The 25,102-nt window shown below is 36.2% G+C and carries 33 protein-coding genes; 31 read left to right on the top strand and 2 right to left on the bottom strand.

The window, feature by feature from the left end; all coding sequences use genetic code 11:
- Positions 1-79: 79 nt before the first annotated feature.
- On the bottom strand, positions 80-1,297 hold the full coding sequence (gene ldpA / locus TERY_RS14470) for a circadian clock protein LdpA (protein WP_011612524.1): 1,218 nt from the start codon (positions 1,295-1,297) through the stop codon (positions 80-82).
- A gap of 294 nt (positions 1,298-1,591) precedes the next feature.
- Positions 1,592-2,068: an NAD(P)H-quinone oxidoreductase subunit N gene (locus TERY_RS14465; protein ID WP_011612523.1), complete on the bottom strand. Its 477-nt coding sequence runs from the start codon at positions 2,066-2,068 to the stop codon at positions 1,592-1,594.
- Between the two features lie 1,832 nt (positions 2,069-3,900).
- Here TERY_RS14465 and rplC point away from each other — a divergent pair.
- The 31 genes from rplC to prfA all read left to right on the top strand — a co-directional run bounded on the left by rplC (position 3,901) and on the right by prfA (position 25,092).
- Entirely contained in the window at positions 3,901-4,584 is a 684-nt protein-coding gene (rplC, locus tag TERY_RS14460) for a 50S ribosomal protein L3 (RefSeq protein ID WP_011612522.1), read from the top strand.
- 22 nt (positions 4,585-4,606) lie between these two features.
- A complete protein-coding gene (gene rplD / locus TERY_RS14455; protein ID WP_011612521.1) occupies positions 4,607-5,245 on the top strand; it encodes a 50S ribosomal protein L4 in 639 nt (212 codons plus the stop codon).
- Positions 5,235-5,540 (top strand): 50S ribosomal protein L23, encoded by a 306-nt coding sequence (locus TERY_RS14450; RefSeq protein ID WP_011612520.1) that lies wholly within the window; start codon positions 5,235-5,237, stop codon positions 5,538-5,540. Before rplD ends, TERY_RS14450 begins: the two co-directional genes overlap by 11 nt.
- A 66-nt stretch (positions 5,541-5,606) precedes the next feature.
- Positions 5,607-6,470: a 50S ribosomal protein L2 gene (rplB, locus tag TERY_RS14445; RefSeq protein WP_011612519.1), complete on the top strand. Its 864-nt coding sequence runs from the start codon at positions 5,607-5,609 to the stop codon at positions 6,468-6,470.
- A gap of 173 nt (positions 6,471-6,643) precedes the next feature.
- Complete coding sequence (gene rpsS / locus TERY_RS14440; RefSeq protein ID WP_011612518.1) at positions 6,644-6,919, top strand: 30S ribosomal protein S19; 276 nt, start codon at positions 6,644-6,646, stop codon at positions 6,917-6,919.
- A 138-nt stretch (positions 6,920-7,057) separates the two neighbouring features.
- Positions 7,058-7,417: a 50S ribosomal protein L22 gene (rplV, locus tag TERY_RS14435; protein ID WP_011612517.1), complete on the top strand. Its 360-nt coding sequence runs from the start codon at positions 7,058-7,060 to the stop codon at positions 7,415-7,417.
- A gap of 56 nt (positions 7,418-7,473) precedes the next feature.
- Positions 7,474-8,202, top strand: coding sequence for a 30S ribosomal protein S3 (rpsC, locus tag TERY_RS14430; protein ID WP_011612516.1), 729 nt, complete (start codon positions 7,474-7,476; stop codon positions 8,200-8,202).
- Positions 8,203-8,375: 173 nt separating this feature from the next.
- Complete coding sequence (gene rplP / locus TERY_RS14425; protein WP_011612515.1) at positions 8,376-8,789, top strand: 50S ribosomal protein L16; 414 nt, start codon at positions 8,376-8,378, stop codon at positions 8,787-8,789.
- Positions 8,790-8,792: 3 nt separating this feature from the next.
- Positions 8,793-9,041, top strand: coding sequence for a 50S ribosomal protein L29 (gene rpmC, locus TERY_RS14420; RefSeq protein WP_011612514.1), 249 nt, complete (start codon positions 8,793-8,795; stop codon positions 9,039-9,041).
- Between the two features lie 140 nt (positions 9,042-9,181).
- Positions 9,182-9,433: a 30S ribosomal protein S17 gene (gene rpsQ / locus TERY_RS14415; RefSeq protein WP_011612513.1), complete on the top strand. Its 252-nt coding sequence runs from the start codon at positions 9,182-9,184 to the stop codon at positions 9,431-9,433.
- Positions 9,434-9,553: 120 nt separating this feature from the next.
- Positions 9,554-9,922, top strand: coding sequence for a 50S ribosomal protein L14 (rplN, locus tag TERY_RS14410; RefSeq protein WP_011612512.1), 369 nt, complete (start codon positions 9,554-9,556; stop codon positions 9,920-9,922).
- Entirely contained in the window at positions 9,922-10,290 is a 369-nt protein-coding gene (gene rplX / locus TERY_RS14405; RefSeq protein ID WP_011612511.1) for a 50S ribosomal protein L24, read from the top strand. The genes rplN and rplX overlap by 1 nt, the downstream gene beginning before the upstream one ends.
- A gap of 99 nt (positions 10,291-10,389) precedes the next feature.
- Positions 10,390-10,935, top strand: a complete 546-nt coding sequence (gene rplE / locus TERY_RS14400) for a 50S ribosomal protein L5 (protein ID WP_011612510.1) — start codon at positions 10,390-10,392, stop codon at positions 10,933-10,935.
- A gap of 28 nt (positions 10,936-10,963) precedes the next feature.
- Complete coding sequence (rpsH, locus tag TERY_RS14395) at positions 10,964-11,365, top strand: 30S ribosomal protein S8 (protein ID WP_011612509.1); 402 nt, start codon at positions 10,964-10,966, stop codon at positions 11,363-11,365.
- Between the two features lie 224 nt (positions 11,366-11,589).
- On the top strand, positions 11,590-12,129 hold the full coding sequence (gene rplF / locus TERY_RS14390; RefSeq protein WP_011612508.1) for a 50S ribosomal protein L6: 540 nt from the start codon (positions 11,590-11,592) through the stop codon (positions 12,127-12,129).
- A 3-nt stretch (positions 12,130-12,132) separates the two neighbouring features.
- On the top strand, positions 12,133-12,495 hold the full coding sequence (gene rplR, locus TERY_RS14385) for a 50S ribosomal protein L18 (protein WP_011612507.1): 363 nt from the start codon (positions 12,133-12,135) through the stop codon (positions 12,493-12,495).
- 150 nt (positions 12,496-12,645) lie between these two features.
- Entirely contained in the window at positions 12,646-13,179 is a 534-nt protein-coding gene (gene rpsE, locus TERY_RS14380) for a 30S ribosomal protein S5 (RefSeq protein WP_011612506.1), read from the top strand.
- A 255-nt stretch (positions 13,180-13,434) separates the two neighbouring features.
- Positions 13,435-13,920, top strand: a complete 486-nt coding sequence (gene rplO / locus TERY_RS14375) for a 50S ribosomal protein L15 (protein ID WP_011612505.1) — start codon at positions 13,435-13,437, stop codon at positions 13,918-13,920.
- Positions 13,921-14,036: 116 nt separating this feature from the next.
- Positions 14,037-15,377, top strand: a complete 1,341-nt coding sequence (gene secY / locus TERY_RS14370; protein ID WP_011612504.1) for a preprotein translocase subunit SecY — start codon at positions 14,037-14,039, stop codon at positions 15,375-15,377.
- Positions 15,377-15,952, top strand: coding sequence for an adenylate kinase (locus TERY_RS14365; protein WP_011612503.1), 576 nt, complete (start codon positions 15,377-15,379; stop codon positions 15,950-15,952). Before secY ends, TERY_RS14365 begins: the two co-directional genes overlap by 1 nt.
- A gap of 227 nt (positions 15,953-16,179) precedes the next feature.
- Positions 16,180-16,404: a translation initiation factor IF-1 gene (infA, locus tag TERY_RS14360; protein ID WP_006276978.1), complete on the top strand. Its 225-nt coding sequence runs from the start codon at positions 16,180-16,182 to the stop codon at positions 16,402-16,404.
- A gap of 110 nt (positions 16,405-16,514) precedes the next feature.
- Positions 16,515-16,628: a 50S ribosomal protein L36 gene (rpmJ, locus tag TERY_RS28095; protein ID WP_011612502.1), complete on the top strand. Its 114-nt coding sequence runs from the start codon at positions 16,515-16,517 to the stop codon at positions 16,626-16,628.
- A gap of 88 nt (positions 16,629-16,716) precedes the next feature.
- A complete protein-coding gene (rpsM, locus tag TERY_RS14355) occupies positions 16,717-17,100 on the top strand; it encodes a 30S ribosomal protein S13 (RefSeq protein ID WP_011612501.1) in 384 nt (127 codons plus the stop codon).
- Between the two features lie 760 nt (positions 17,101-17,860).
- Positions 17,861-18,256 (top strand): 30S ribosomal protein S11, encoded by a 396-nt coding sequence (rpsK, locus tag TERY_RS14350; protein WP_011612500.1) that lies wholly within the window; start codon positions 17,861-17,863, stop codon positions 18,254-18,256.
- A gap of 24 nt (positions 18,257-18,280) precedes the next feature.
- Positions 18,281-19,246 (top strand): DNA-directed RNA polymerase subunit alpha, encoded by a 966-nt coding sequence (locus TERY_RS14345; protein ID WP_011612499.1) that lies wholly within the window; start codon positions 18,281-18,283, stop codon positions 19,244-19,246.
- A gap of 150 nt (positions 19,247-19,396) precedes the next feature.
- Positions 19,397-19,747: a 50S ribosomal protein L17 gene (gene rplQ / locus TERY_RS14340; RefSeq protein ID WP_011612498.1), complete on the top strand. Its 351-nt coding sequence runs from the start codon at positions 19,397-19,399 to the stop codon at positions 19,745-19,747.
- 112 nt (positions 19,748-19,859) lie between these two features.
- Complete coding sequence (gene truA / locus TERY_RS14335; protein WP_011612497.1) at positions 19,860-20,678, top strand: tRNA pseudouridine(38-40) synthase TruA; 819 nt, start codon at positions 19,860-19,862, stop codon at positions 20,676-20,678.
- Positions 20,679-21,284: 606 nt separating this feature from the next.
- The gene (gene rplM, locus TERY_RS14330; RefSeq protein WP_011612496.1) at positions 21,285-21,740 is read left to right on the top strand and encodes a 50S ribosomal protein L13; all 456 of its coding nucleotides are present in this window, start codon (positions 21,285-21,287) and stop codon (positions 21,738-21,740) included.
- Entirely contained in the window at positions 21,740-22,150 is a 411-nt protein-coding gene (rpsI, locus tag TERY_RS14325) for a 30S ribosomal protein S9 (protein WP_011612495.1), read from the top strand. The genes rplM and rpsI overlap by 1 nt, the downstream gene beginning before the upstream one ends.
- Before the next feature lie 315 nt (positions 22,151-22,465).
- Positions 22,466-22,738, top strand: coding sequence for a 50S ribosomal protein L31 (gene rpmE, locus TERY_RS14320; RefSeq protein WP_011612494.1), 273 nt, complete (start codon positions 22,466-22,468; stop codon positions 22,736-22,738).
- Positions 22,739-23,982: 1,244 nt separating this feature from the next.
- Positions 23,983-25,092: a peptide chain release factor 1 gene (prfA, locus tag TERY_RS14315; protein WP_011612493.1), complete on the top strand. Its 1,110-nt coding sequence runs from the start codon at positions 23,983-23,985 to the stop codon at positions 25,090-25,092.
- The last annotated feature ends 10 nt before the right edge of the window (positions 25,093-25,102 follow it).

Below are 25,102 nucleotides of genomic sequence, written 5' to 3'. Positions count from 1 at the left end.
TCATTTGGTTTAGGATGACAAGGAGATTTTAACTTAATTTTAAATAGCTGATAGCTAATTAATTTAGACTCTTGCCTATCTACAATCTTTTAATTTGGGAAACCAAAGAATTAGCTAAACTAACAGCTTCCCAAAGAATTTCTGGTATAGTTTCTAGCTTTGTTAATTGAGACTTTTTACTCTGGTTTTGATTAACATCTTTTGTATTGACACTAGCTGTATCGTAAGCAAATTCAATTGCCTCTAGTTGTGATTTATGCATTTTTTCTAATTTTTCCAAGATTGGTGATAATAGAATACGGGCATAGCTACCATAAGCTACACCAGCAACAAATTTATTTTCTGAAATGGGAATATTGAAATTATTGATGTAATCTTTATCTTGTTTCAGACTCTTATTCGCTAGCAAACCCAGAGCAATTAATTTGACTACGGTAGAATTATTTGTACCACCTGCTAGTTGTACATACCCCGGTAATCCTGCGTCTAGCACTTTTTGACTCAATTTAATTGTAGCTGCGGTAGTACCTACACCAATATCCCCACTCATGGGCTTACCATCAGTTTGCCAAATTAGGCTACAAGGAAGAGGAGAAATAATTTTATATAGACTCTGTAAATATTCTATTAACCCCTCGTCGTCTTGACAACTAATAGCAATTAGTTTTAATTGATTGACCCAAGGCTTTATACTTTTCCAGAGTCGCTGAAAATCAGTTTCTCTTCCCACTTGAGTGTGAATTTCTATTGCATCTACACCAGTCTGCAATATTAATGATGCAATAGAACTAGGAGTAGAGACATAAGAGCGAGCTTGTATTAGTTGATTCGGACATACAGATAAACACCTACCACAACCATAGCAAAGTTCATCTATAACTCCTGAATTACCAAGATTTATAGCATTATCTTTTTCAAAGAAAACTATAGCTTCTGCAGGACATACCTTCTCACAAGGCCGCCAACATTCTATAGGACAAATGGTAGAGTCAAATTCAGCTTTCCGAAAATGAGGATCTTCTCCATCATTTATGCTGGCCATTATTAATGGCCTTGCTTGGTAGCCAAATTTATGATTTTTAGCCCAAGACTTAAGCTGAGATGCGACCTCTACAGCCTCTTTCGTCGCAGCAATTGCCGCAGGGTCTGCAGCCACATCAATACAATCTGCACCCGCCAAAGTATAAGCTAATGTTAAATTTCTCACCGTTGGCAGGTGTTGAAAGCTTGCCCCACAGATTAATTTAAACCAGTGGCCTTCTTTTAAGGAATTTAAAGGATAGTAGCGTTCTCTCAAGCTTAATATGGTAATTTTTAGCTCTATAAAATTCGAGGTACAAAGGTGAGATACTCCAATAAAGCTGTGTTATAATTGAATTTTATTGTTTCACCCACTAATTCCTCACTACATAAATTATATATTGGACTTAATCTAATCTAAGTAGTAATTTCCAACTTTTTTATCCATAGTATTGCAGCCTATTCAACAACCTTGCTTCCCAAGGCATATGAATATTCTTTTGCATGTGCATATTAAAATTAGCAGGCTAATTTTAACTCTCTTCTCCAAAAGTTTGAGCTGGAAAAAATCTTAGGCAGGAACCAAAGTATTTTGGAGTGGTGTCCACCGAAAAAAGCGATCGCCACCCATTTCCACTATCACCTTTACTCGTGGTTCTGACTTAGGTAGGACAGTCAAATACTCAATTTCTTGACTAGATAGAATTTGACCCTCCATAATCCAAAGAACCAAACCCTTAGCTTTGGGTGGTAGATGTTCCAACTTATAGTTCACAATAGGTGGTACATAGTAGACATACCCAACTGCTGGACCATTACCCACAGTTTTTTTACCTAAGTGAGGAGGTCTAACCCCATGTACCCCCGTGAGATACATGGCCAAATCCCCTAGTCCCCTAGCAGTAATACTCTCACTTACATACCCAGATGCTCTTAAACGACGTTGATAACGCCCTTCAAATCCTCCTTCCAAAGGAGGATAAACCGCCAAAGATCCAGATTTCTCTAAATCCCGAATCATTCCTCGACCAGTTGTAATCAGTGCCATATTTATTTTATTCCTAATTCTTTGATCCTAGATGATTATACTTGGTATATATTATAGTTCCATATAGCAAATATGCTTGCTCTCTTAGCAACTTCAAAAAAAATTATTCAAATCTATAGACAAATGCTAGTAAATACTATACAATGACATATTATTGCCTAAAACAAGGTTAATAATATAGCCAAAAAGCCATTGGCTACCTATCATACTCTAAAAAGTGAAGAAAGAATTAATTTTTTTTGTTTGAAAGTTAATTTATATTGAGCCACTAGTTTAATATCAATAGTCTATAGACTAAAAAAGCTTCATACTTAATTAGGATGAGATAGGAATTATTTGTTAGCAGTTGTTAAATAAACTTTCAGCTCTCAGCTAATTAGATCATTGTTTTTGAAATTTAGAATGGAATTTAAACCCATCCTAAAGTAACTGGGGCAATTAGCTAAATGCTAAAAGCTGATAGGTTAGTAGTTAACAAATAATAGGAAAAGATACTGAGTAGCAAGCTACTCAAGTCTTGGCAAATATACAGTCATAATTAGATAAATAAAAGCCAAAAATTCAAGTAAATAGTGTAGCAAGTAAGGAGTTATCGTTTTTAACAGACGATAACTATCTAGACTTTTGAGTATTAACTCCATAATTTTTTTGATATAATATTTTTTTATATAATATTTAGGAGAAAATTTTTAGATAATACCTCACATCTTCAATCTAGGAAAAATACAATGTCTTATCCTGACTGTATTTTTTTGTAGTTATTAATGATTCTGTTCCCTATTGAAAAATAACAATTAATAGATTTAGCCTAAAAATTTTACCTATCTAAATTAAAAATAGGCAAAATAATTGAAGATCGGAGTAATAAAAATCAAGACATTACTAAAATAAGAATAATACCTGTCCTTGTTTGACTGAAAAAAAATTGGTTTAAATTAGGTACCATTGTAAAATTCTTAGTTTTTTTTGAATATATATGTTATTATTCTTTTTGGTTCATTAGTCACCTATAGTGTGGTGTGAGAAAAAAACGGAAGTTAAGGTAAGCATAGTACTAGTGTCAAGCTAGTAAGAGTTTATTGATAACTGAGTGCATACTAAGTGCCAAAGTAATCCAGATTTTATCTATGGCTCAGTAAAGCTCTTTTCATACCTAAAAGCCGGGGAGTATTTAAACTAGATAACTATCTGACAAGAATACTCGCGCTTCTGTCTGAGCAAGCGAGCATCCTATAAGAATGGCAACCAATATTGCGGTTTTTACAGAAAAATTAGGTTTATAGCCTCTGCCTATAGGCAAAGAACTTTTTAGTTATTTTTTTAATATACTTTATGTTGTTATTTTATTGAGTTAGTTATAGTTAGGCAGTCTGAAATAAAAAATGGACGCAACAGGTAGGTAGAACTAACCTCTCTTATAGGATGGATATATTAGCCTGTGAAAAGTAAACCTGCTCTTAGGCTTTCCCTAGGTAAGAGTTCTCCCCAGTGTCTAACAGCTATGGAAAATGTCAAACATATAGCATTCTAAGCATAGGTTAAGACATCAATTTAGGTTTCTACAGAAATCAGGAATAGTTAAGGGTCTTAATCTTTCGTTTGATTGCTATAAGGTAATATTTATAACTCAACTGTAAAAAAAATAATAAATAGGTAGTAGATGCTTGAGAAAGGATAAAACCTAATTTTTACTCTACTGCAGAACAAGAAAACTTATTAAAGATAGCTAAATATTAGGAAATCCCGCTCTGTTTTGTAGAGCAGCTTCGGGAGTATGTTAATTGAATTAACAAATGTTGTTGTAGTGCATAAATAAATAGAGGAGAGCGACAGTGGTAGTTGGTATCCTTGGCACAAAACTAGGCATGACACAAGTATTTGAAGCTGAAACTGGAAAAGCAATTCCTGTAACAGTAGTTGAAGCTGGTCCATGTGTAGTTACCCAGATAAAAACAGAACAAACAGATGGTTACACTGCAGTTCAAATTGGATATGGTGAAGCCAAAAATAAGACTCGTCAACTAAATACAAAAGAGCCAAAAGAAGTTAATAGGTATTTGACTAATGCTCAAGAAGGGCATTTAGTTAAATCTGGCGGTACTCCTTTACGTTATCTACGAGAATACAGAGTAGATAATACAGGTAACTTTGAATTAGGTCAACAAATAAAAGTTGATTTATTTGAAGCAGGTCAACTGGTTGATGTCACAGGAAAAAGTATTGGAAAAGGCTTTGCTGGCTATCAAAAACGTCATAACTTTAGACGTGGACCAATGGCACATGGTTCTAAAAACCATCGTCTACCAGGTTCCACAGGTCCGGGAACAACTCCAGGGCGCGTTTATCCAGGAAAGAAAATGGCAGGGCATCTAGGAAATGTGCGAGTCACTACTAGAAAACTGAAAATAGTAAGAATAGATCCCGAACGAAACCTATTACTAATCAAAGGTAGTATTCCTGGAAAATCAGGCACATTAATAAGTATTGCACCAGCAAACATAGTAGGTCAAAAATAGAGAAAATTTTTGAGAAATAAAGATGGTTGATTGTGTAGTAAAAAACTGGCAAGGTGAAGAAGTTGGGCAAGCAACTCTCAACTTACGTGTAGCTAAGGAAGAAAGTGCCGCACATATTGTTCACAGATCCCTAAGACTACAAATGGCAAATAATCGCCAGGGAACAGCTAGTACCAAAACTAGATCCGAAGTAAGAGGTGGTGGTCGTAAACCTTGGCGGCAAAAAGGAACAGGTAGAGCAAGAGCAGGTTCAATTCGTTCTCCCCTATGGCGTGGTGGTGGTGTAATTTTTGGTCCTAAACCAAGAGACTATTCCCATAAAATGAACCGAAAGGAAAAACGTCTAGCACTTAGTACTGCTTTCCAAAGTCGCTCAGAAGACTTAATAGTTATAGAGGACTTAAGCGAACAATTTACTAAACCAAAAACTAAAGAATTGGTGCAAGCGATCACTCGCTGGGGAATAGATATACAAGCTAAAATTGTGTTAGTTTTGCCAGAAAAACAGGAGAACGTTTATTTATCAGGTCGTAACATTGCCAAGCTAAAAATTATCCTAGCCAACAATTTGAATATTTACGATATTCTAGCAGCAGACAAAATCATAGCAACTGTAACAGCAATTGCTAAAATTCAGGAGGTCTACGGGAATGAAACTTGATTCACGAGACTTAGTAGATATCATTAAAAACCCAGTTGTTACAGAAAAAGCTACTAGGTTAATGGAGCTAAATCAATATACATTTGATGTAGATCCAAGGGCAACAAAGCCAATGATAAAACAAGTAATTGAGCAAATATTTGAGGTCAAAGTAATAGGTATTAATACCCTAAATTTACCTAGAAAAAAACGTAGAGTGGGTAAATATATAGGTTTCAAACCTAGATATAAGAGAGCTATTGTTACTCTAGAAGATGGGGAACCAATTCGGAAAGTTCTATTCCCAGACCTCTAAAAAAAATATATCTCAACTCAATTTCAATTAATCTGTAAAATATTCAACTGAGATAGAGAAGAAATTATGGGTATTCGTTCCTACCGACCCTATACTCCAAGTACCCGAGAACATAGTGTTTCAGACTTTGCGGAGGTAACAAAATCAAGACCAGAAAAAACTCTGGTAAAATTTAGACATAGAAAAAAGGGTCGCAACAACCGGGGTGTAGTTACCTGTCGTCATCGAGGCGGAGGTACTAAGAAACTATATCGTGTTGTAGACTTCCATCGCAATAAACATAATATTCCAGCGAAAGTAGCAGCAATAGAATACGACCCCTACCGGAATGCCAGAATAGCACTCCTACATTATCAAGATGGAGAAAAGCGCTATATCCTCCATCCCTTAGGATTAAAAGTTGGTCAATTAATCACCTCTGGGGTCAACGCTCCACTAGAGATTGGTAATGCTTTACCTCTAAGTAAAATTCCTTTGGGTACAGATGTTCATAACGTAGAACTTGTTCCTGGTAAAGGAGGACAAATGGTGCGTTCTGCTGGTGCTGTAGCTCAAGTAGTAGCAAAAGAAGATCAGTATGTAACAATCAAACTTCCCTCTGGTGAACGACGTAAAGTTAGAGCAAGCTGCTATGCAACTTTAGGCCAAATAGGTAATATAGAGCATAGGAATATTAGTCTAGGTAAAGCAGGCCGTAATCGCTGGAAAGGTAAGAGACCAACTGTTAGAGGTAGTGTAATGAACCCAGTTGATCACCCTCATGGTGGTGGTGAAGGTCGGGCACCAGTTGGTAGAAGTGGGCCTGTTACTCCTTGGGGTAAACCAGCATTGGGCATGAAAACTCGCAAGAAGAAAAAACAGAGTGATGCTTTAATTGTACAACGTCGACGTAAATCCTCGAAAAGAGGTAAAGGTGGTCGTCAAAGCTAAAACTTACTTATGCTTAAAGAAGTGCTTAGAATTCAGTAAGATAATTTTTTTCCTAAGGAAAAGAGTATATCAACCCATCTTACTAAATAGGGTCTTTGAATCCCAAGCTATAGATACGATGGCCACTTAAGTTCTCGAATATTGTATTAATTAAATCAATCATAAGTTCAATTATGTCTCGTTCATTAAAAAAAGGACCATTTATTGCAGATCATTTATTAAAAAAAATAGAAGCTTTAAATGCTAAAAATGAAAAACAGGTAATTAAAACTTGGTCAAGATCTTCAACTATTATTCCTGATATGGTCGGTCACACTATAGCAGTACATAACGGGCGTCAGCACGTTCCTGTATTTATATCAGATCAGATGGTAGGTCATAAATTAGGTGAATTTGCACCGACTAGAACATATCGGGGTCACGGTTCAGATAAAAAGTCAAAAAGATAAACAACAGGACTTACGCACCCAAACAATAAACCAGGTTTATTGACCCAATTTATTGTTGTTCCCAAGTAATGGGGAATTTTTTGAACCAATTTCTGCGTAAGTCCTCAATAACAAAAAAATTGATAATTGGAGAGGGGTATGCCCATAGATACCAATACAGAAGTCAAAGCAATAGCGCGTTATATCCGAATGTCTCCGTTTAAAGTACGACGGGTGCTTGATCAAATCCGTGGCATTTCTTATAGGGAAGCATTAATTATCCTGGAATTTATGCCATACCGATCTTGTGTTCCGATCCGAAAAGTACTGTGCTCAGCAGTAGCAAATGCGGAGAATAACAAAGGAATAGATCCAGACACTTTAGTTATATCCAAAGCTTTTGCAGATCAAGGACCTTGCTTGCCACGTTATCGACCCCGTGCTCAAGGCCGTGCTTACAAAATCCGTAAGCCTACTTGTCACATTACAGTGGCAGTTGCTTCTTTAGTTGATGATTAACTAAATTTTTTGGTTATAAATTCCCTAGATTAAATTAAAACACTATATGAAGAGTAATGGGACAAAAAATACATCCAACTGGTTTTAGACTGGGTATTACCCAAGAGCATCGTTCTCGTTGGTATGCTGACCCTAAGAACTATCCAGATACCTTGCAAGAAGATCACAAAATTCGTCAATATGTGAAGGCGACTCTTGCTAATGCAGGAATTTCTCAAATCAGAGTTGAGAGAAAAGCAGAGCAGATTGATTTAGAAGTTAGAACAGCTAGACCAGGTGTAGTAGTTGGTCGGGGCGGTGCAGGAATTGATTCTTTGAGGGTAGGGTTACAAAAACTTTTGGGTAGTAACCGTCAGATCAGAATCAATGTTGTTGAAGTCACAAAAGTAGATACTGATGCTATGCTCATTGGTGAATATATTGCTCAACAACTAGAAAAAAGGGTTTCTTTTCGTCGGGTTGTACGTCAAGCTATAACTAGAGCACAAAAAGCTGGTGTAGAAGGCATTAAGATACAAGTTAGTGGCAGGGTCAATGGAGCAGAAATTGCTCGTACTGAGGTTACCAGAGAAGGTAGTGTACCTTTGCATACATTAAGAGCTAATATTGATTATGCCTACTGTACCGCTAAAACAATTTACGGTATCCTTGGTATTAAAATTTGGGTTTTTAAGGGAGAAATAATTCCTGGTCAAGAAGAAATTGCCAATGCAAAAGTAAATCAACCAAAACGTAGACAACAAAAACGTCGTCAACAATATGATGATAGGTCTAACGAAGGGTGAATTTTACATAAATAATAAAGTTAAAAGCAATTCTTGATCAGCACTTCATTTAAAAAATAGGTTGACAATCAAATAAAATGTATAGGGTATAACATCTTAACATTTTTCTCAATTATTAACCTTTGTGATTACTGCCATAACCAAATAGCAAATCAAGAAGAGAACATTAGACTATGTTAAGTCCTAAAAGAACAAAATTCCGGAAACAGCAGCGTGGACGGATGAGAGGTAATGCAAATAGTGGCAATAAAATTAGCTTTGGTCAATATGCACTCCAAGCATTAGAACCATCTTGGATTACTTCCCGTCAAATAGAAGCTGCTCGTCGTGCTATGACTCGTTACATCCGTAGGGGTGGAAAAATTTGGATTCGCGTCTTTCCAGACAAACCAGTTACAATGAGAGCCGCAGAAACTCGTATGGGTTCTGGTAAAGGTGCCCCTGAATACTGGGTTGCAGTGGTCAAGCCAGGTCGTATTATGTTTGAGTTGGGCGGAGTGGTAGAAGAAATAGCTCGTGAAGCTATGCGTTTGGCATCATTTAAGTTGCCAATAAAGACAAGGTTCATTGTACGTGAGGAGGATTAGTCTATGCCTTTCCCAAAAATAGCAGAAGTTAGGGAATTGAGTGATGAAGAAATTGCTAATGAAATAGCTAAGGTTAAGCGGGAATTGTTTGATTTACGCATCCTTAAAGCTACAGGAAGAATAGAAAAAACACACCTATTCAAGCATAACCGCCATCGACTGGCTCAGTTATTAACAATAGAAAAAGAACGGGAATTAGCTAAAAATGCAGAAGCTTCTACTACTGTTTCCACAGTAGAGAATACTCAGTAAGCATTAAAATTTAAGATGGTGTTTCAGTTACTAGAATTTTAGTATTTTAGTAAAATATTAATTGCTAACACTATATAAAAAAATTATCCTTCGGGTAACAGGAAAGAACACTTTTAACTTATAAAATAGGAGGTATGATTATGGCAGCTAAAGAAAGAGTAGGTGTAGTTGTCAGCAACAAAATGCACAAAACAATAGTAGTGGCAATAGAAAACCGCTCTGCTCATCCTAGATATGGTAAAATAGTAGTTAAAACTAAAAAATATAAAGTTCACGATGAAGAAAATAAATGTAATGAAGGTGATCGGGTTCGGATTAGAGAGACTCGCCCTCTGAGTCGTACTAAACGTTGGGAACTTTCTGAAATTATCGGTTCTAAGGCTACTTTATAGTTGGTTTTAAAGGTTTGAGTAAAACTTTAATATAACAACTGAATGTACTTTTAATGTACTGTAATCTTATTCTCTAGTCAAAAGTAAATTTGGTTTTGCATAAACATAATAAAAACCACCATGATTCAACAACAATCTTTACTAAATGTAGCTGATAATAGCGGTGCCCGAAAACTAATGTGTATCCGAGTAGTGGGTGGTGGAAATCGTCGATATGCTCACATAGGTGATGTAATTATAGCTGTAGTCAAAGATGCATCTCCTAATATGGCTGTGAAAAAATCAGATGTAGTAAGAGCTGTTGTGGTTCGCACTAAAAAAGGTTTACGTCGAGATAGCGGTATGAGTATTAGATTTGACGATAACGCAGCAGTGATCATTAACCAGGATGGAAACCCACGTGGTACTCGTGTTTTTGGCCCAGTTGCTCGTGAATTACGAGACAAAAATTTTACTAAAATTGTATCCTTAGCACCGGAGGTACTGTAATGTCTAGAAAGAAAAAACCCTTAATGAGTGCCAGAGGAAAACCTATACGCTATAAAGTTCACGTTAAGAAAGGTGACACAGTTCAAATAATTGCTGGAAAAGATAAAGGTAAAGTAGGTGAAGTGCTTAAGGTATTACCGAAGGTTAGCAAAGTTATAGTTAAAGATGTTAATATTATAACAAAGCATGTTAAGCCTCAGCAAGAAGGAGAATCAGGTAAAATTGTTACTACAGAAGCTCCTATTCACAGCTCTAACGTGATGCTTTATTCTACTAAACAAAAAGTAGCTAGTCGCATTTGTTATACATTTACAGATGATGGACGTAAAGTGCGAATGCTAAAAAAAACAGGAGAGGTTATAGATTAAACAGAGGGAAAATGAATCAAGAATAGTCGATATTTTCAAGTAAAGACTAAAAAAGTGCATTTATTTTCTCAGTAAATTTTTCAATAAATAACCGAAAATATGTCAGATACACTCAAGAAATACTATTACAAAAAAATTGTTCCTAAACTAATTGACCAATTTAAGTATAAAAATATTCACCAAGTACCTAAGCTGGTAAAAGTAACAATTAATCGTGGTTTAGGGGAAGCATCTCAAAATGCTAAAGCTTTAGATTCATCTATAAAGGAAATAGCTACAATTACAGGTCAAAAACCAGTAGTAACTAGAGCAAAAAAAGCGATCGCTGGATTTAAAATCCGTCAAGGAATGCCAGTAGGAGTAATGGTGACTCTTCGTTCTCAGAGAATGTATGAGTTTATAGAGCGACTAATTAACTTAGCATTACCTAGAATTCGAGATTTTCGAGGCATAAATCCTAAAAGCTTTGACGGTCGAGGCAATTATAGTCTAGGTGTCAAAGAACAACTAATTTTTCCAGAGATAGAATATGACAAGATCGATCAAATTCGAGGAATGGACATTTCAATTATTACCACAGCTAAAACTGATGAAGAAGGCCGTGCCCTACTTAAAGAAATGGGAATGCCCTTCCGGAGTAATTAACTAAAGTAGTTAAAGAAAAGGGGAAAAAATGGCGGCTAACGACACAATATCAGATATGTTGACGCGAATTCGCAACTCCTGCATGGCGCAGCATACAACAACAAAAGTTCCAGCAACAAAGATGACTCGCAGTATTGCCAAAGTTCTGAAAGATGAAGGTTTTATTGGTGAGTTTGAACAGGAAGGGGAGGGTATTAAAAAATACTTAGTAATTTTTTTAAAATACAAAGGTAAAAATCGCCAACCCATCATTAGATATTTGAAGCGAGTTAGTAAACCAGGGCTCCGGGTTTATAAAAATCGTAAAGAATTGCCACGAGTTTTAGGTGGAATAGGAATAGCTATTATTTCTACATCTAGTGGAATTATGACTGATCGAGAAGCTAGAAAAAGAGGTATTGGAGGGGAAGTTCTTTGCTATGTTTGGTAGATAGCGATAAGCACAGGTCAAAAGTTGAAAGTAGTCTGTAACAAAAAAAATTAGGTACTGATAACTGACCAACTGAAATGACTGAGTTGTAGATACCAAAATGTTCCTCAAACGGGACTTAATAATTTCCCTGCCCTAAATACATAGTTCTATATAACCAAAATGAATAAATAGCCATTGATCAAGCAAAAAAACAGCTACCAACCTAAATATAAGAAAAAGTTATGTCACGAATTGGTAAACTTCCAATCCCAATACCTAAAAAAGTAACTATTACTATTGAGGGTCAAAAAGTAACAGTAAAAGGCCCATTAGGTGAGCTGTCTAGGGTCTTGCCACCTGAGATAGCAGTGAAAGAACAAGAAAATACTATTATTGTTAAACCACAAGAACAATCTCGTAGGGCACGTCAGCGATATGGTTTATGTCGCACTCTTGTTGCGAATATGGTCGAAGGTGTATCTAAGGGATATGAAAAACGACTGGTGATTCAAGGGGTAGGTTATCGTGCCCAAGTTCAAGGTAAGACTTTGGTATTAAATGTGGGTTACAGTAAACCAGTGGAAATGCCAGCTCCTGAAGGTATAAATATAGCTGTAGAAAATAATACCAACGTAATTGTTAATGGTATTAATAAAGAACTGGTGGGAAATACTGCCGCTAAAATCCGCGCCGTTCGTCCACCAGAAGTATATAAAGGAAAAGGTGTTCGTTATGCTGGAGAAGTAATTAAACTTAAAGCGGGTAAGTCAGGTAAAAAATAAACAATGAAGTACACTCGTAAAGACTCAATTATCAAGCGACATCGCCGAGTGCGAAAAAAGGTATTTGGGACGTCAGAACGTCCAAGGTTATCAGTATTTCGCTCAAATATGCATATCTATGCACAAGTGATTGATGATACTAAACAGCATACCTTGGTTGCAGCGTCAACTTTAGAAGCAGAAGTAAAGTCAACCATTAAATCAGGTGCTAACTGCGATGCTTCTATACAAATAGGTAAATTAATTGCTCAGCGATCGCTAGAAAAAGGAATAGAAAAAGTAGTTTTTGACCGTGGTGGCAACCTTTATCATGGTCGAGTCAAAGCCTTAGCTGAGGCAGCTCGTGAAGCTGGGTTAGACTTCTAGCTATCAAAAGTTATACCAAATATCAAAAAGTTTGCTATTTATCCTAATTTGGAAATATGGAGAGTAATAAAGGTAAAAATAAAATATAGCATTACTATTGAGAAATGGTATTACACAAAAAAATAATGAAGTTGACAAAAGGTAAGAACTATGGCAGAACAGCAACAACGTAGGAAAAAAAGTAGCCGTACCAAAGAAAAAGAAATTGAATGGCAAGAAAGAGTTGTCCAAATTCGCCGAGTCACCAAAGTTGTAAAAGGTGGTAAAAACCTCAGTTTTCGCGCTATTGTCGTAATAGGCAATGAGCGGGGTCAAGTGGGTGTAGGAGTGGGTAAGGCAGCAGATGTTATAGGAGCTGTAAGGAAAGGAGTTGCTGATGGTAAAAAACATATCATAGAAGTCCCACTGACTAAATCTAACTCTATTCCTCACCCTGTAAATGGTTTTGGTGGTGGAGCTAAAGTAATGATGCGACCTGCGGCACCAGGTACAGGAGTTATTGCGGGAGGAGCTGTAAGAACTGTTCTTGAACTGGCAGGTGTGCAAAATATACTAGCAAAACAGTTAGGTTCTAATAATCCATTAAACAATGCGAGAGCTGCTGTTAACGCTTTAGATGCTTTGAGAACATTAGCAGATGTAGCTCAAGAGCGAGAGGTACCCATAGAAAATTTATATGTTTAGTGTCTAATTAGACTAGTTGTAAATTCGAGAATTAACACCTATAGCAATTTACATACTCAAACAAAAAGCTGGCTTTATTACCCCAGTATTATTTTTAAAATCACGAAATTTCCTGCGGTTAACCTGGTTTATGCCTACAACTTAACCTAAATTTTATGACCTCAACGTTAGTTGGAGATCAAAAGTTTTGGTTTATCGCAGCTTTGGGAGAAAAATAAAATCCAGGTAAATTAATAGGTAACAAGACAAATAAATATGCGATTAAAAGATGCAATTCCAAAAAAAGGTTCCCAACAGCGCGGTCGTAGAGTTGGCCGGGGAATCTCAGCAGGTCAAGGTGCAAGTTGTGGTAAAGGGATGCGCGGTCAAAAATCTCGTTCTGGTGGCAGTACTAGACCAGGTTTTGAAGGAGGCCAAAATCCCCTATATCGTCGCTTGCCAAAATTAAAAGGTTTTCCGATGGTAAATCGGAAAAAATACACGATTATAAATGTTAGTAAGTTATCATCATTACCAGCTAACACTGAGGTAACTCTTGCTTCCCTGATTAAAGTTGGAATTATTACTACGGATGATGGTCCACTTAAAATCTTAGGAGATGGAGACTTAAACATTCCACTTAAGGTTTATGCAGCAGCTTTTACAGCTTCAGCTCGGAGCAAAATAGAAGCAGCAGGTGGTAGTTGTGAAGAAATTGGCCCTGCTCAAGCTGTCTCTAATGAGGATTCAACAAAGGAGTAAGATAACTTCAGCTAAAAATTCAACAAAGTAATAAAACAACCAATATATCTGGAAGCGGAGGATTATGCCCAACTCTGCTAAAATCAAAAATATAAAAAATCAAATCTCAAATAGATATGGACATTAGTAGAGATAAGGCACCAACTGCTCAAGAGACATTCTTGCAGATGGCCCAAGCAGCAGGATTGCGAGGGCGACTGCTAGTAACAATAGGTTTACTTCTATTAGTGCGTTTAGGTGTTTATCTACCAGTACCAGGAATAAATAGAGAAGCTTTTCAAGCTAGAATTGGAGACCAGGCTTTAACAGGCTTCCTAGACCTTTTTTCTGGTGGTGGTTTTTCAGCATTAGGTATTTTTGCATTAGGGATTATACCTTACATTAACGCATCAATTATTATTCAATTGATGACGGCAGCGCTACCAAGTTTAGAAAACTTGCAAAAAAATGAGGGTGAGGCAGGACGTCGAAAGATTTCTCAAATTACTCGCTATGTAGCACTGGGTTGGTCGGTTTTACAAAGCTTTGGTTTAGCTATATATCTTAATAGCTCATCTGTAGATATTAATGGAGAACTGGTAACTGTATCAATTAATCCAGGATCTCTATTTATTGCTAAAACTATTTTGGCAATTACAGCAGGTTCAATGTTTGTGATGTGGATATCAGAACTAATTACAGAAAGAGGTATTGGAAATGGTGCATCCTTACTTATTTTTGTAAATATTGTTGCTGTACTGCCTCAGTCATTAGGTGACACTATTAAACTTTTTGAAGGAGGAGACCGAGCAATAGTTGGTCGGGCAATTATTTTGCTGCTGGTATTCCTCGTAATGATAGTAGGTATTGTATTTGTACAAGAGGGCAGTCGCAGGATACCTATACTTTCAGCTCGTCGTCAAGTGGGTAGAAAATTATATAGGGAAACAAAAAGCTATCTACCTTTACGGTTGAACCAAGGAGGGGTAATGCCAATTATTTTTGCCTCAGCAGTTCTGATATTACCTGTATCCTTAGCTCAGTTTGCGAATAGCCCTATTATATCTCAGATTGCTACTGCTATAAGTCCTAGTGGTCCTACACCCTGGCTATATGCTTTATTTTATTTCGTTTTGATCCTTTTCTTCAGTTACTTCTACGCTTCTCTAATTATGAACCCAGTGGATATGTCCCAAAATCTGAAGAAAATGGGGGCAAGTATTCCAGGTATTCGTCCAGGTAAAACGACCAGTGACTATATAGAGAAAGTTTTGAATAGGTTGACTTTCCTAGGAGCTATTTTTCTGGGTTTAGTAGCTATAGTTCCTACTATAGTAGAAAGTGCTACTCGTGTACCTACATTTAGAGGATTAGGAGCTACTTCTCTATTAATTCTAGTAGGTGTAGCAATAGATACAGCCAAACAAATTCAAACTTATGTTATCTCTCAAAGATACGAAGGAATGGTTAAGCAATAGTGGTAAAACTGGTATTTTTAGGTCCACCAGGAGCGGGGAAAGGAACACAAGCATCTCTCATAGCAGATTTTTATAAAGTTCCCCATATTTCTACTGGTGATATTCTGCGCAGTAACGTAGCAGAAAGATCTCCTTTGGGTATTAAAGCCAAAGACTATATGGATAAGGGAGATTTAGTCCCTGACCAACTCATTCTTGATATGGTTAAGGAAAGACTGGAAAACCCTAATGCTCAAAATGGTTGGATTCTAGATGGCTTTCCCCGGACTGTAACTCAGGCAGAAGAGTTTTTCAAAAAATATGAGAGTGAAGGAGAAGAAGCTAAGAGTAGTAGTTCTTTTCACGTAATTAATTTACAAGTACCGGATGATGTTTTAGTAGCTCGTTTGTTATCAAGAAAACGTGAAGATGATCAGGAAGAAACTATTAGAAATCGTTTACAAGTTTATTATCAACAAACGCAACCTTTGATTGAGTTTTATCAAGCACGTGAACAGTTAATTATTATAGATGGAAATAATCCTATTGAAACTGTGACTAATGCTATAAAACAAGAGGTTGATAAAATTACCTGAAGTAACTTGGAATAAAATTTTGAAGGTGGAAAAATTAAACTTTTTATACCTCCAACTAGAATTATTGAAGCTACTTATTTCAGATAAATATTTGTAGAGATATTATTCCTCCTGCTTAACCTCTAAAAATCAAAAATTTTTGATAAGATATGTTAATAGAATTAGCATAAAATAATAGGCTGTTCCTAAACTAAATCGGTTATTTGCAGGGTTGAGGTTATTAAAAATTGTCTAAACAAGATCTCATAGAAATGGAGGGAACAGTGACGGAGTCCCTACCTAATGCAATGTTCAGGGTAGATTTGGATAATGGGTTTAATGTATTAGCTCATATTTCCGGTAAAATCCGTCGCAATTACATCAAAATTCTACCAGGCGATCGAGTCAAGGTAGAGTTAACACCCTATGATTTGACAAAAGGCCGAATTACTTATCGACTTCGGAAAAAGTAGGATTTATAAAACTTACTAGAGATTTTGTCATATTCTTAAAGGTTTAGCTTAGTTGCTAAAAATATATCTAAATGATATAATATTAAATTTATGGTGTTGCCAAAAAGGGCATGAAAGTTAGAGCATCCGTCAAAAAAATTTGTGAAAAGTGTCGTGTCATTCGTCGTAGAGGACGAGTAATGGTGATATGTGTTAACCCCAAACACAAACAACGTCAAGGTTAAACATACTTAGACACGTAAATTAGAGTATCTGTTGCATACTCATCAAGCTTATGTAAGTTCTATTTAAAGCTTAGGGAGAACAAGTAAAGTGGCACGAATTGCTGGAGTAGACCTCCCACGCGATAAGCGTATAGAAATTGGTCTGACATACATATATGGAATAGGACTATCTCGGTCCCAAGAAATTTTAGCTGAAACAGATGTAAATCCTGATACCCGTGTGAAGGATTTAAGTGATGCGGATGTAGCAGCTATTCGTTCTGAAGTCCAAAATAATTATGAGGTAGAAGGAGATCTCAGAAGGCTAGAAGCCATGAGTATCAAGCGATTGATGGATATTGGTACTTATAGAGGTCGCCGACATAGAATGGGCTTACCCGTTAGAGGACAACGGACTCGCACTAATGCCAGAACTCGCAGAGGTGTACGCCGAACTGTAGCTGGTAAGAAGAAAGCTAGCGCTAAGAAGTAGAAGCCTGCTTGTAAATATATTTTGAGCAGCTATTAAGGCAAGAAAGATTAGTATCACTAATAATGTTCTAATTAAAAAAATCTGAGTTAGATTGACTTAAAACTTGAATAATAAGCATTATTTTATGAGATCGTTTGCTTATTTATAAATTGTATTTAGCTAACTTAAATACAGATAATTTGACTGTCAATTCATGTAAACTAGCTGAGATTATGAATAATTGATATTAATTATGGTAATATAAACAAGTCTAATTAAAAATATTAATTGGATTAAATTGCAAATTTTAAAAGTCAATTATTCTGGTCTAGTTATGGCTATATATTTAGGAGAAAAAAAATATTTCCGATATATTTTATAGAATTTAGGAAAGAAAATTTCCAAAGGAGAAAACTTAAAGATTAGCTATTTTTACTTTTGTAGGAATTGTAGACTCATACTTCTACACTGAAGGGAGAAAAAATCTATATCTGATCCAAAAATCATCAAATCAACAAGTTAGGTATATCTGTTTTGGACTGCTGCTAGTATTAAAACTATAATAGATGATTTAATGTCTTAAAAATTTAATAGCTAGGCAAGCAAGGTAATAGCTAACAGATTATGTAATCTAAAACCAATAAAATTATTTCTACTCAGTAAGGATTTAAGAAGTATAGTTATTAGAATACTCAAAAAACTTCTTCTGAGATTAGAAGTAAGTATACTTGTTGTTAGAAAAATGCATTATTAATCTTATATCCTACTCATAGAAAGAAATATGGCACGACAACCAACAAAAAAAACAGGCCCGAAAAAACAAAAAAAGAATGTGCCCAATGGGGTAGCTTACATCCAGTCTACCTTTAATAATACGATTGTAACTATTGCTGACCTAAATGGTGAAGTAATTTCTTGGGCTTCGGCAGGTTCAAGTGGTTTCAAGGGGGCCAAAAAAGGAACTCCCTTTGCAGCACAGACAGCAGCAGAAAGTGCAGCACGCCGAGCCAACGATCAAGGAATGCGTCAGGTTCAAGTGATGGTAAGTGGGCCAGGGGCAGGAAGAGAAACTGCAATTAGAGCTTTACAGGGGGCTGGTCTAGAAATAACTTTGATTCGAGATATTACCCCAATTCCTCATAATGGTTGCCGTCCACCAAAACGGCGTAGAGTCTAATCAAATTATTAACTCTGGGGTTCAATGGAAAAGGGAGGTTACTCCGTGGCGCAATTTCATTACGAGTGTGTAGAGTCTAAAACTGACAAAGATCGAAGTCAGTACGGAAAATTTATTATAGAACCACTAGCTCGTGGTCAAGGTACAACAGTAGGAAATGCACTAAGGCGGGTTCTGCTATCTAACTTAGAAGGAACAGCTATTACATCAGTAAGGATAGCTGGTGTTAATCATGAGTTTGCCACAATTAAGGGGGTAAGAGAAGATGTCCTAGAAATCCTACTGAATATGAAAGAGGTTGTTCTCAAAAGCTATTCTGAGCAACCACAAATTGGCAGGCTGCGGGTAGAAGGACCAGCGACAGTAACTGCTGATCGATTTGATGTGCCTTCAGAGGTTGAAGTAATAGATCGCAGTCAATATATTGCTACTCTATCCCCAGGCTCCATTCTGGAGATGGAATTTAGAATTGAGAAAGGAACTGGTTATAAAGCAGTAGATCGTACTCGTGATGATGTGGCGACTCTTGATTTTCTGCAAATAGATGCTATTTTTATGCCAGTTCGTAAGGTTAACTATACGATTGAAGATGCCCATATAGGTAGTTCTTTAGAACAAGACCGACTAATTATGGATATTTGGACTAATGGCAGTTATACGCCTCAAGATGCCTTGAGTAATGCCGCTGGTATTTTAATGAGTTTGTTTGAACCACTCAAAGATATTACCAATATGGCAGATATTCCATCAGGAGAAACGACAGACCCAACAAGTCAGATCCCAATAGAGGAATTACAGTTATCAGTTAGGGCTTATAATTGTCTAAAAAGGGCTCAAATAAACTCAGTTGCAGACCTGCTAGATTATAGTCAAGAAGATTTGTTAGAAATCAAAAACTTTGGTCAAAAGTCTGCAGAAGAAGTCATAGAAGCTTTACAAAAGCGCTTGGGAATAACTTTACCTCAAGAAAAAGTAGCTAAAGCTACTTAGAAATGAGGAAAAAAGGTTAACAACCGGAAATGTTATTACATTCAAATTTGTAGAATTAAGTTCTTTTAACTGCTAGTAAAAGTAGACTAGAAACTAATTATAAACATTTCCTAAACATTAGTTCAAATATTCTAAGTATTTAAGGTAGTCATGCGTCATAGTTGTCGTGTTCCAAAGTTAGGTAAGCCAACAGACCAGCGTCGCGCTCTGCTGCGATCTCTGGCAACTCAGTTAATTCGTCATGGTCAAATTAAAACAACAAAACCTCGTGCTAAAGCCGTACAGTCAGAAGTAGAAAGAATGATTACTTTGGCAAAGGATGGTTCCTTAGCAGCTCGTCGTCGGGCTTTAGGTTATCTCTATGACAAAAAACTAGTTCATTCTTTATTCAACGAGGCACAAGAAAGATATGGTTCTCGCAATGGAGGTTATACCCGTGTTTTGAGAACTATTCGTCGTCGTGGAGATAATGCAGAAATGGCAATTATTGAACTGATTTAAGGTTGATGCTAAAAGGCAGTGGGAAGATAGAAAAGGTTAATTTGACCATTTAAAAGTAAGAGCTTAATGTTAATAGATATTGACTTTTAAGCTTTAGAGACTAACAATTCTCATGGCTAATAACCAAACTTTAGTTCAGCGCGTTGCCCTTGTGATTCAATATCAAGGTACTCATTTTCATGGGTGGCAAAGACAGCCAAATCAACGAACTGTCCAAGAAGAGATTGAGAAGACTATTGCTTCTTTCATTAACGAACCTGTGACGTTACATGGGGCGGGTAGAACAGATGCTGGAGTTCATGCAGCAGCTCAAGTTGCTCACTTTGATGTTTCAGGTCCTATCCCTGCTCATAAATGGGCTACTATTCTAAACTCACGACTGGCTAATGATATATTGATTAGAGGTTCGGCTAGAATAGATTATGCTTGGCACTCCCGGTTTACCGCAATTTGGCGACGTTATCGCTATACTATTTATACAGATAAACAACCAAATTTGTTTGTGATGCCTTTTGTTTGGCATTATTATCAAGCTTCTTTAGACCCACAATTGATTCAAGCAGCTTTGAATCCTTTAATTGGTCATCATCATTTGGCTGCTTTTCAAAGAGCTGGATCCTGTCGTCCCCATTCTTGGGTAGATGTACAAGAGGTAATGTGTGAAAGGAAAGGTCCATTTATCTATATAGAGGTTCAAGCAAGTGGGTTTCTGTATGGAATGATGCGATTATTGGTAGGGTTGCTTATTCAAGTGGGTACTGAAGAGCTATCTCTGGAAAGTTTTACGGATATTTGGGTTAATCAAAGGAGGGACATTGTGAAGCACTCAGCTCCAGCTAGTGGTCTTTGTTTATTGCGGGTTGGTTATCCAGAATTTCCTTTTCCTCAAGAAGTTTGGTATGACAATATGCCTAGATTTATCCTTGGTTAATTTAAATAAGTAGTCAGTACTCTACAATTTAGTCAGATCGATCATTTTTTTATTTGGCAGAAGGGTATTTCAAGATAAAGATAATTATAAAAAATTATACATCTTTTGTAATATTATGTCCGGATAATTTAGTGAGAAAAAAGCATTATGCTTTGTGGTATTGCTTTCGCTTTTGAAATATTTACCATAGAGCTTTTGCACTACTATAAGGTTTAACTATAACTATAACCGGACATGGTATAAGCATTCCAGCAAGGAAATGCTAAAAACTGATGTGGTGTTTTTAAATGAGATATAAAACAAGGGAGAGTAAAAAGTCAGGTAAACTTTTTTAAGTGTTTGCTATATGCTTTTTTTTCAAAAGCAGCCTAGCTTTTCACCAAAACTTATACAGCCCTTTTAGTTTCCGGTAAGCTACACTCACCCGCTCAAAATGTATTTACTACAGAATTTTCACCATTTACACTGTACATTATTTGCTCGAAATATGTTGTATAAATTCTTATAACTAGTCAATAGGAAAATTATCAGTTGCAGCACTGTTTTTCAGTCTTTAAAATTAAGACAAATATAAATAATTCAAAACAATAACTAACTCAGAAAATAATGAACAAAACTTACTTGCCACCACAGGATATTGAAGGCAAAAAATGGTATGTTATTGATGCTGAAGGTCAGCGTCTAGGGAGATTGGCAACTGCTATAGCCATGATTATTAGGGGTAAAAATAAGCCGACTTATACTCCTCATATGGATACAGGAGACTTTGTAATTGTAGTTAATGCTGAAAAAGTAACTGTAACTGGTAAAAAAAGTAGTCAGAAACTTTATCGTCGCCATTCGGGAAGACCAGGTGGTATGAAAACAGAAGTTTTTTCTAAATTACAAGCTCGTTTGCCTCAAAGAATTATTGAGGAGGCAGTTTTTGGAATGCTGCCTAAAAATTCTTTAGGCAGAAAGCTTCACAACAAATTAAAAGTTTATCCTGGTTCTAATCACCCTCACGAAGCTCAAAAACCTGAAAAATTAACTATTCAAACTATTCCAGGAGGAGAAAGATAATGCAAGACAAAGAAAGTGGCCGTGCTATGTACTGGGGTACTGGTCGTCGTAAATCTTCTGTCGCATCAGTACGCTTAGTTCCAGGTACAGGTAAATTGATTATTAATGGCAAAGAAGGTGAAATATACCTGCAATATAATCATAATTATTTATCATCTGTAAAAGCTCCACTAGACACTTTAGGTTTTGAAAATGAATATGACATTCTAGTTAAAGCAACAGGAGGCGGGTTAACAGGACAAGCTGAGTCAATTAGATTAGGTGTAGCTAGAGCCTTGTGCCAATTAGACCCAGAAAATCGTAAACCTCTAAAGATAGAAGGATATTTGACTCGCGACCCTCGTGCTAAGGAACGGAAAAAGTATGGTTTACGCAAAGCACGTAAAGCATCTCAATATTCCAAACGATAATATGTAGCTGAAATCAGAAGTTCGTTCTTTAGAAGTCAGAAATCAAATTCGTAGCATGGACTATATTTGAGCAGATGGACAATGTCCTCCTCAGTAATGGCGACTTCTATACATTTGAGACAACAAAGTTAATTTGCCAATTTTTACTATTCATCCTGTAAAAATTGGCAAATAATTTGATACAATAAAATTAACTGTTAATCATTAAAATCTAGTTTATTGGTGAATTAAATTATCTCAAAGAACTACTAAATATGATTATGTTAAAACAGTTAAGAGTAAAGAAAATATTTGTAATTAAGTAAAGTCAAGAAAATGCCTAAAGCTGATATTCATCCTGAATGGTATCCAGAAGCTAAAGTTTATTGCAATGGTGAAGTTGTAATGACAGTTGGTTCTACACAACCTGAAATTCATGTTGATGTTTGGTCGGGAAATCATCCCTATTTTACCGGTACTCAGAAAATTATTGATACTGAAGGAAGGGTTGAAAGGTTTATGCGTAAATATAGTAAACAAGAGGGTAGTGGATCTAAATCTAATAAATCTAAATCTACTAAATCTAAAAAGGGTAAAGGCAAAAAATAGTGACAACGTAAATTGTCCTTAATTAGTTGTATATCATTTCAGTTATTATTTATTAGTATCTCCTACTGAATTAGGAGGAAAGATAAAAACCCTTGAAAACTTATTTATTGGTTAAACATTACAGGCAACAATTAAAATTAAAATCCCAAATAAAGTTGTTAAATAATGAAAATGGCGGTTCCCACTTAAATGAGGAATACTAAAAGCTTTAATTCACAGCTTTTCAGCTTTAAATATGGACCTCACTAGCATGGGAAATGCTATGGCTAAAACAAAGCAAAAGAAGTAGTGCTCAATATGTAATGATAGAGATGTAAAAGTTATTGTTTTCTATCTATGGCTACTTTTCCCAGGTGTGAATATTCAAAAACTAAACTGTCAAAAATGGCCATATTATATATTAAGATAAGTATGAGTTTTTGTGTCATGAATGTGGACGACAATTGCTAAAAAACTTTACCTAGAACTGGATTAAACAAGCTATTCCCATCGCTGATTGAACGACTGTTTAAGATCAGGATTTCGATGGCTGGCATTACTCGTGTAGTCCAAGTTACGGATCAATGGCTACAAGCAGGATATTAACCAGACATAAGCAAAAATACCTAAAAGCGATAAGGTTCAGCCTAAAGAAAGAGAGGAAACTCCCAATTCAATGTGATGAATTATGTTAAGAGTATGGGTAACAAAGCTAATAAGCAATGGAAGTAGAGGGTTGTGAAATTTTGTTTGTTACTATAAGCCTGTAGGATTAAGAAGTAGCTATAAATTTGTAGCAGTATTGGTCTTAAATTTATCGTTAATGTGTGATTGTTTTAAGAATGGGTAGCATAATCCCATGAACTAATTTGTGGAGTGTAAGAACGTTGTGCTCTACTTAATGTTTATTCGCAAAAATTAGTAATATTATTTTTTGTATGGCCTCTTTTTGGTCTCTTGGTTCAAAGCTTTTTTAGGAGCTCAATGAGTATATTAACTTATGCAATTAGAGATTAGTAAACGACATAAAGCACTCTGAAAAGAAATAGGGGGGGATTTATTAAATTGAACTATTCAATAATATCATTTGAGAAATGGTATCTAGGTATGGGTGTAAAAAAACTCAGTCTATCTCCAAATTAGCTTGAAAATAACATTGGTATCATTTTGCATTTTATCCATCGCTATAATCAATCATTACTTGTTTAGCACTACTGCAAAGGACAACGGACAATGGCTGAAACATATTTAAAGGACAACTTATAATGGCTGAAACATATTTATTAGATAAGTTAAAATCTGTAGAGCAAACATATAATGAATTAACTCTGCGTTTGGCCGATCCAGATGTTGCTAAAGACCCCAGTGAGTTCCAAAAATTAGCTAAAGCACGTTCTTCCCTGGAAGAAGTTGTAAATTGTTATGTAGAGTGGAAAAATGCTCAAGAAGAATTAGCTGATGCTAAGGAAATATTGAAAGAAGCTGTTGGCGATTTGGAAATGCAAGAGATGGCCAAAGTTGAAGTAGAAGATTTGGAAGCCAAACTAGAATCTCTAGAAAATCAAATGAAAATTGCTCTACTGCCACGAGACCCCAACGATGATAAGAATATTATGTTGGAGATTAGAGCTGGTACAGGAGGAGATGAAGCTAGTATTTGGGCAGGAGATCTCGTTAGAATGTACTCCCGCTACTCAGAGAACCAAAGCTGGAAGGTGAGCTTGCTGAGTGAATCTTTAGCAGATATGGGCGGTTTTAAAGAAGCAATTTTAGAAATTAAAGGGGATCACGTTTATAGTAAGCTCAAATTTGAAGCAGGAGTTCATCGGGTTCAAAGAGTGCCAGTTACAGAAGCAGGTGGAAGAGTACATACTTCTACTGCTACAGTGGCGATAATGCCAGAGGTGGATGATGTGGAAGTTGAAATAGACCAAAAGGATATTGAATTGTCAACTGCTCGTTCTGGTGGAGCTGGTGGACAAAATGTCAACAAGGTTGAAACTGCTGTAGATTTGTTTCACAAGCCTACGGGAATTAGAATTTTTTGTACCCAGGAGCGGAGCCAGCTACAAAACAGGGAGCGAGCAATGCAGATTTTGCGGGCTAAACTTTATGAGATTAAGTTACAAGAGCAACAAGCAGAAGTGAGTTCTATAAGGCGATCGCAAGTAGGTACTGGTTCCCGTTCTGAAAAAATTCGTACTTATAATTATAAAGATAATCGGGTGACAGATCATCGCTTAAATCAGAACTTTTCTCTTGTACCTCTTTTGGAGGGAGATATAGAAAATGTTATTCAAGCTTGTATTACCCAAGATCAACAGGAGCGTTTACAAGAGTTAGCAGCATCTAGTTCTACTCCTATTTCAGTATAGCTAATATGTT

It is taken from the genome of Trichodesmium erythraeum IMS101 (assembly GCF_000014265.1).
Taxonomy (GTDB): Bacteria; Cyanobacteriota; Cyanobacteriia; order Cyanobacteriales; family Microcoleaceae; genus Trichodesmium; species Trichodesmium erythraeum.
Note: the sequence above shows the minus strand (reverse complement) of the source record. Positions and strands in the feature narration are given on the sequence as shown.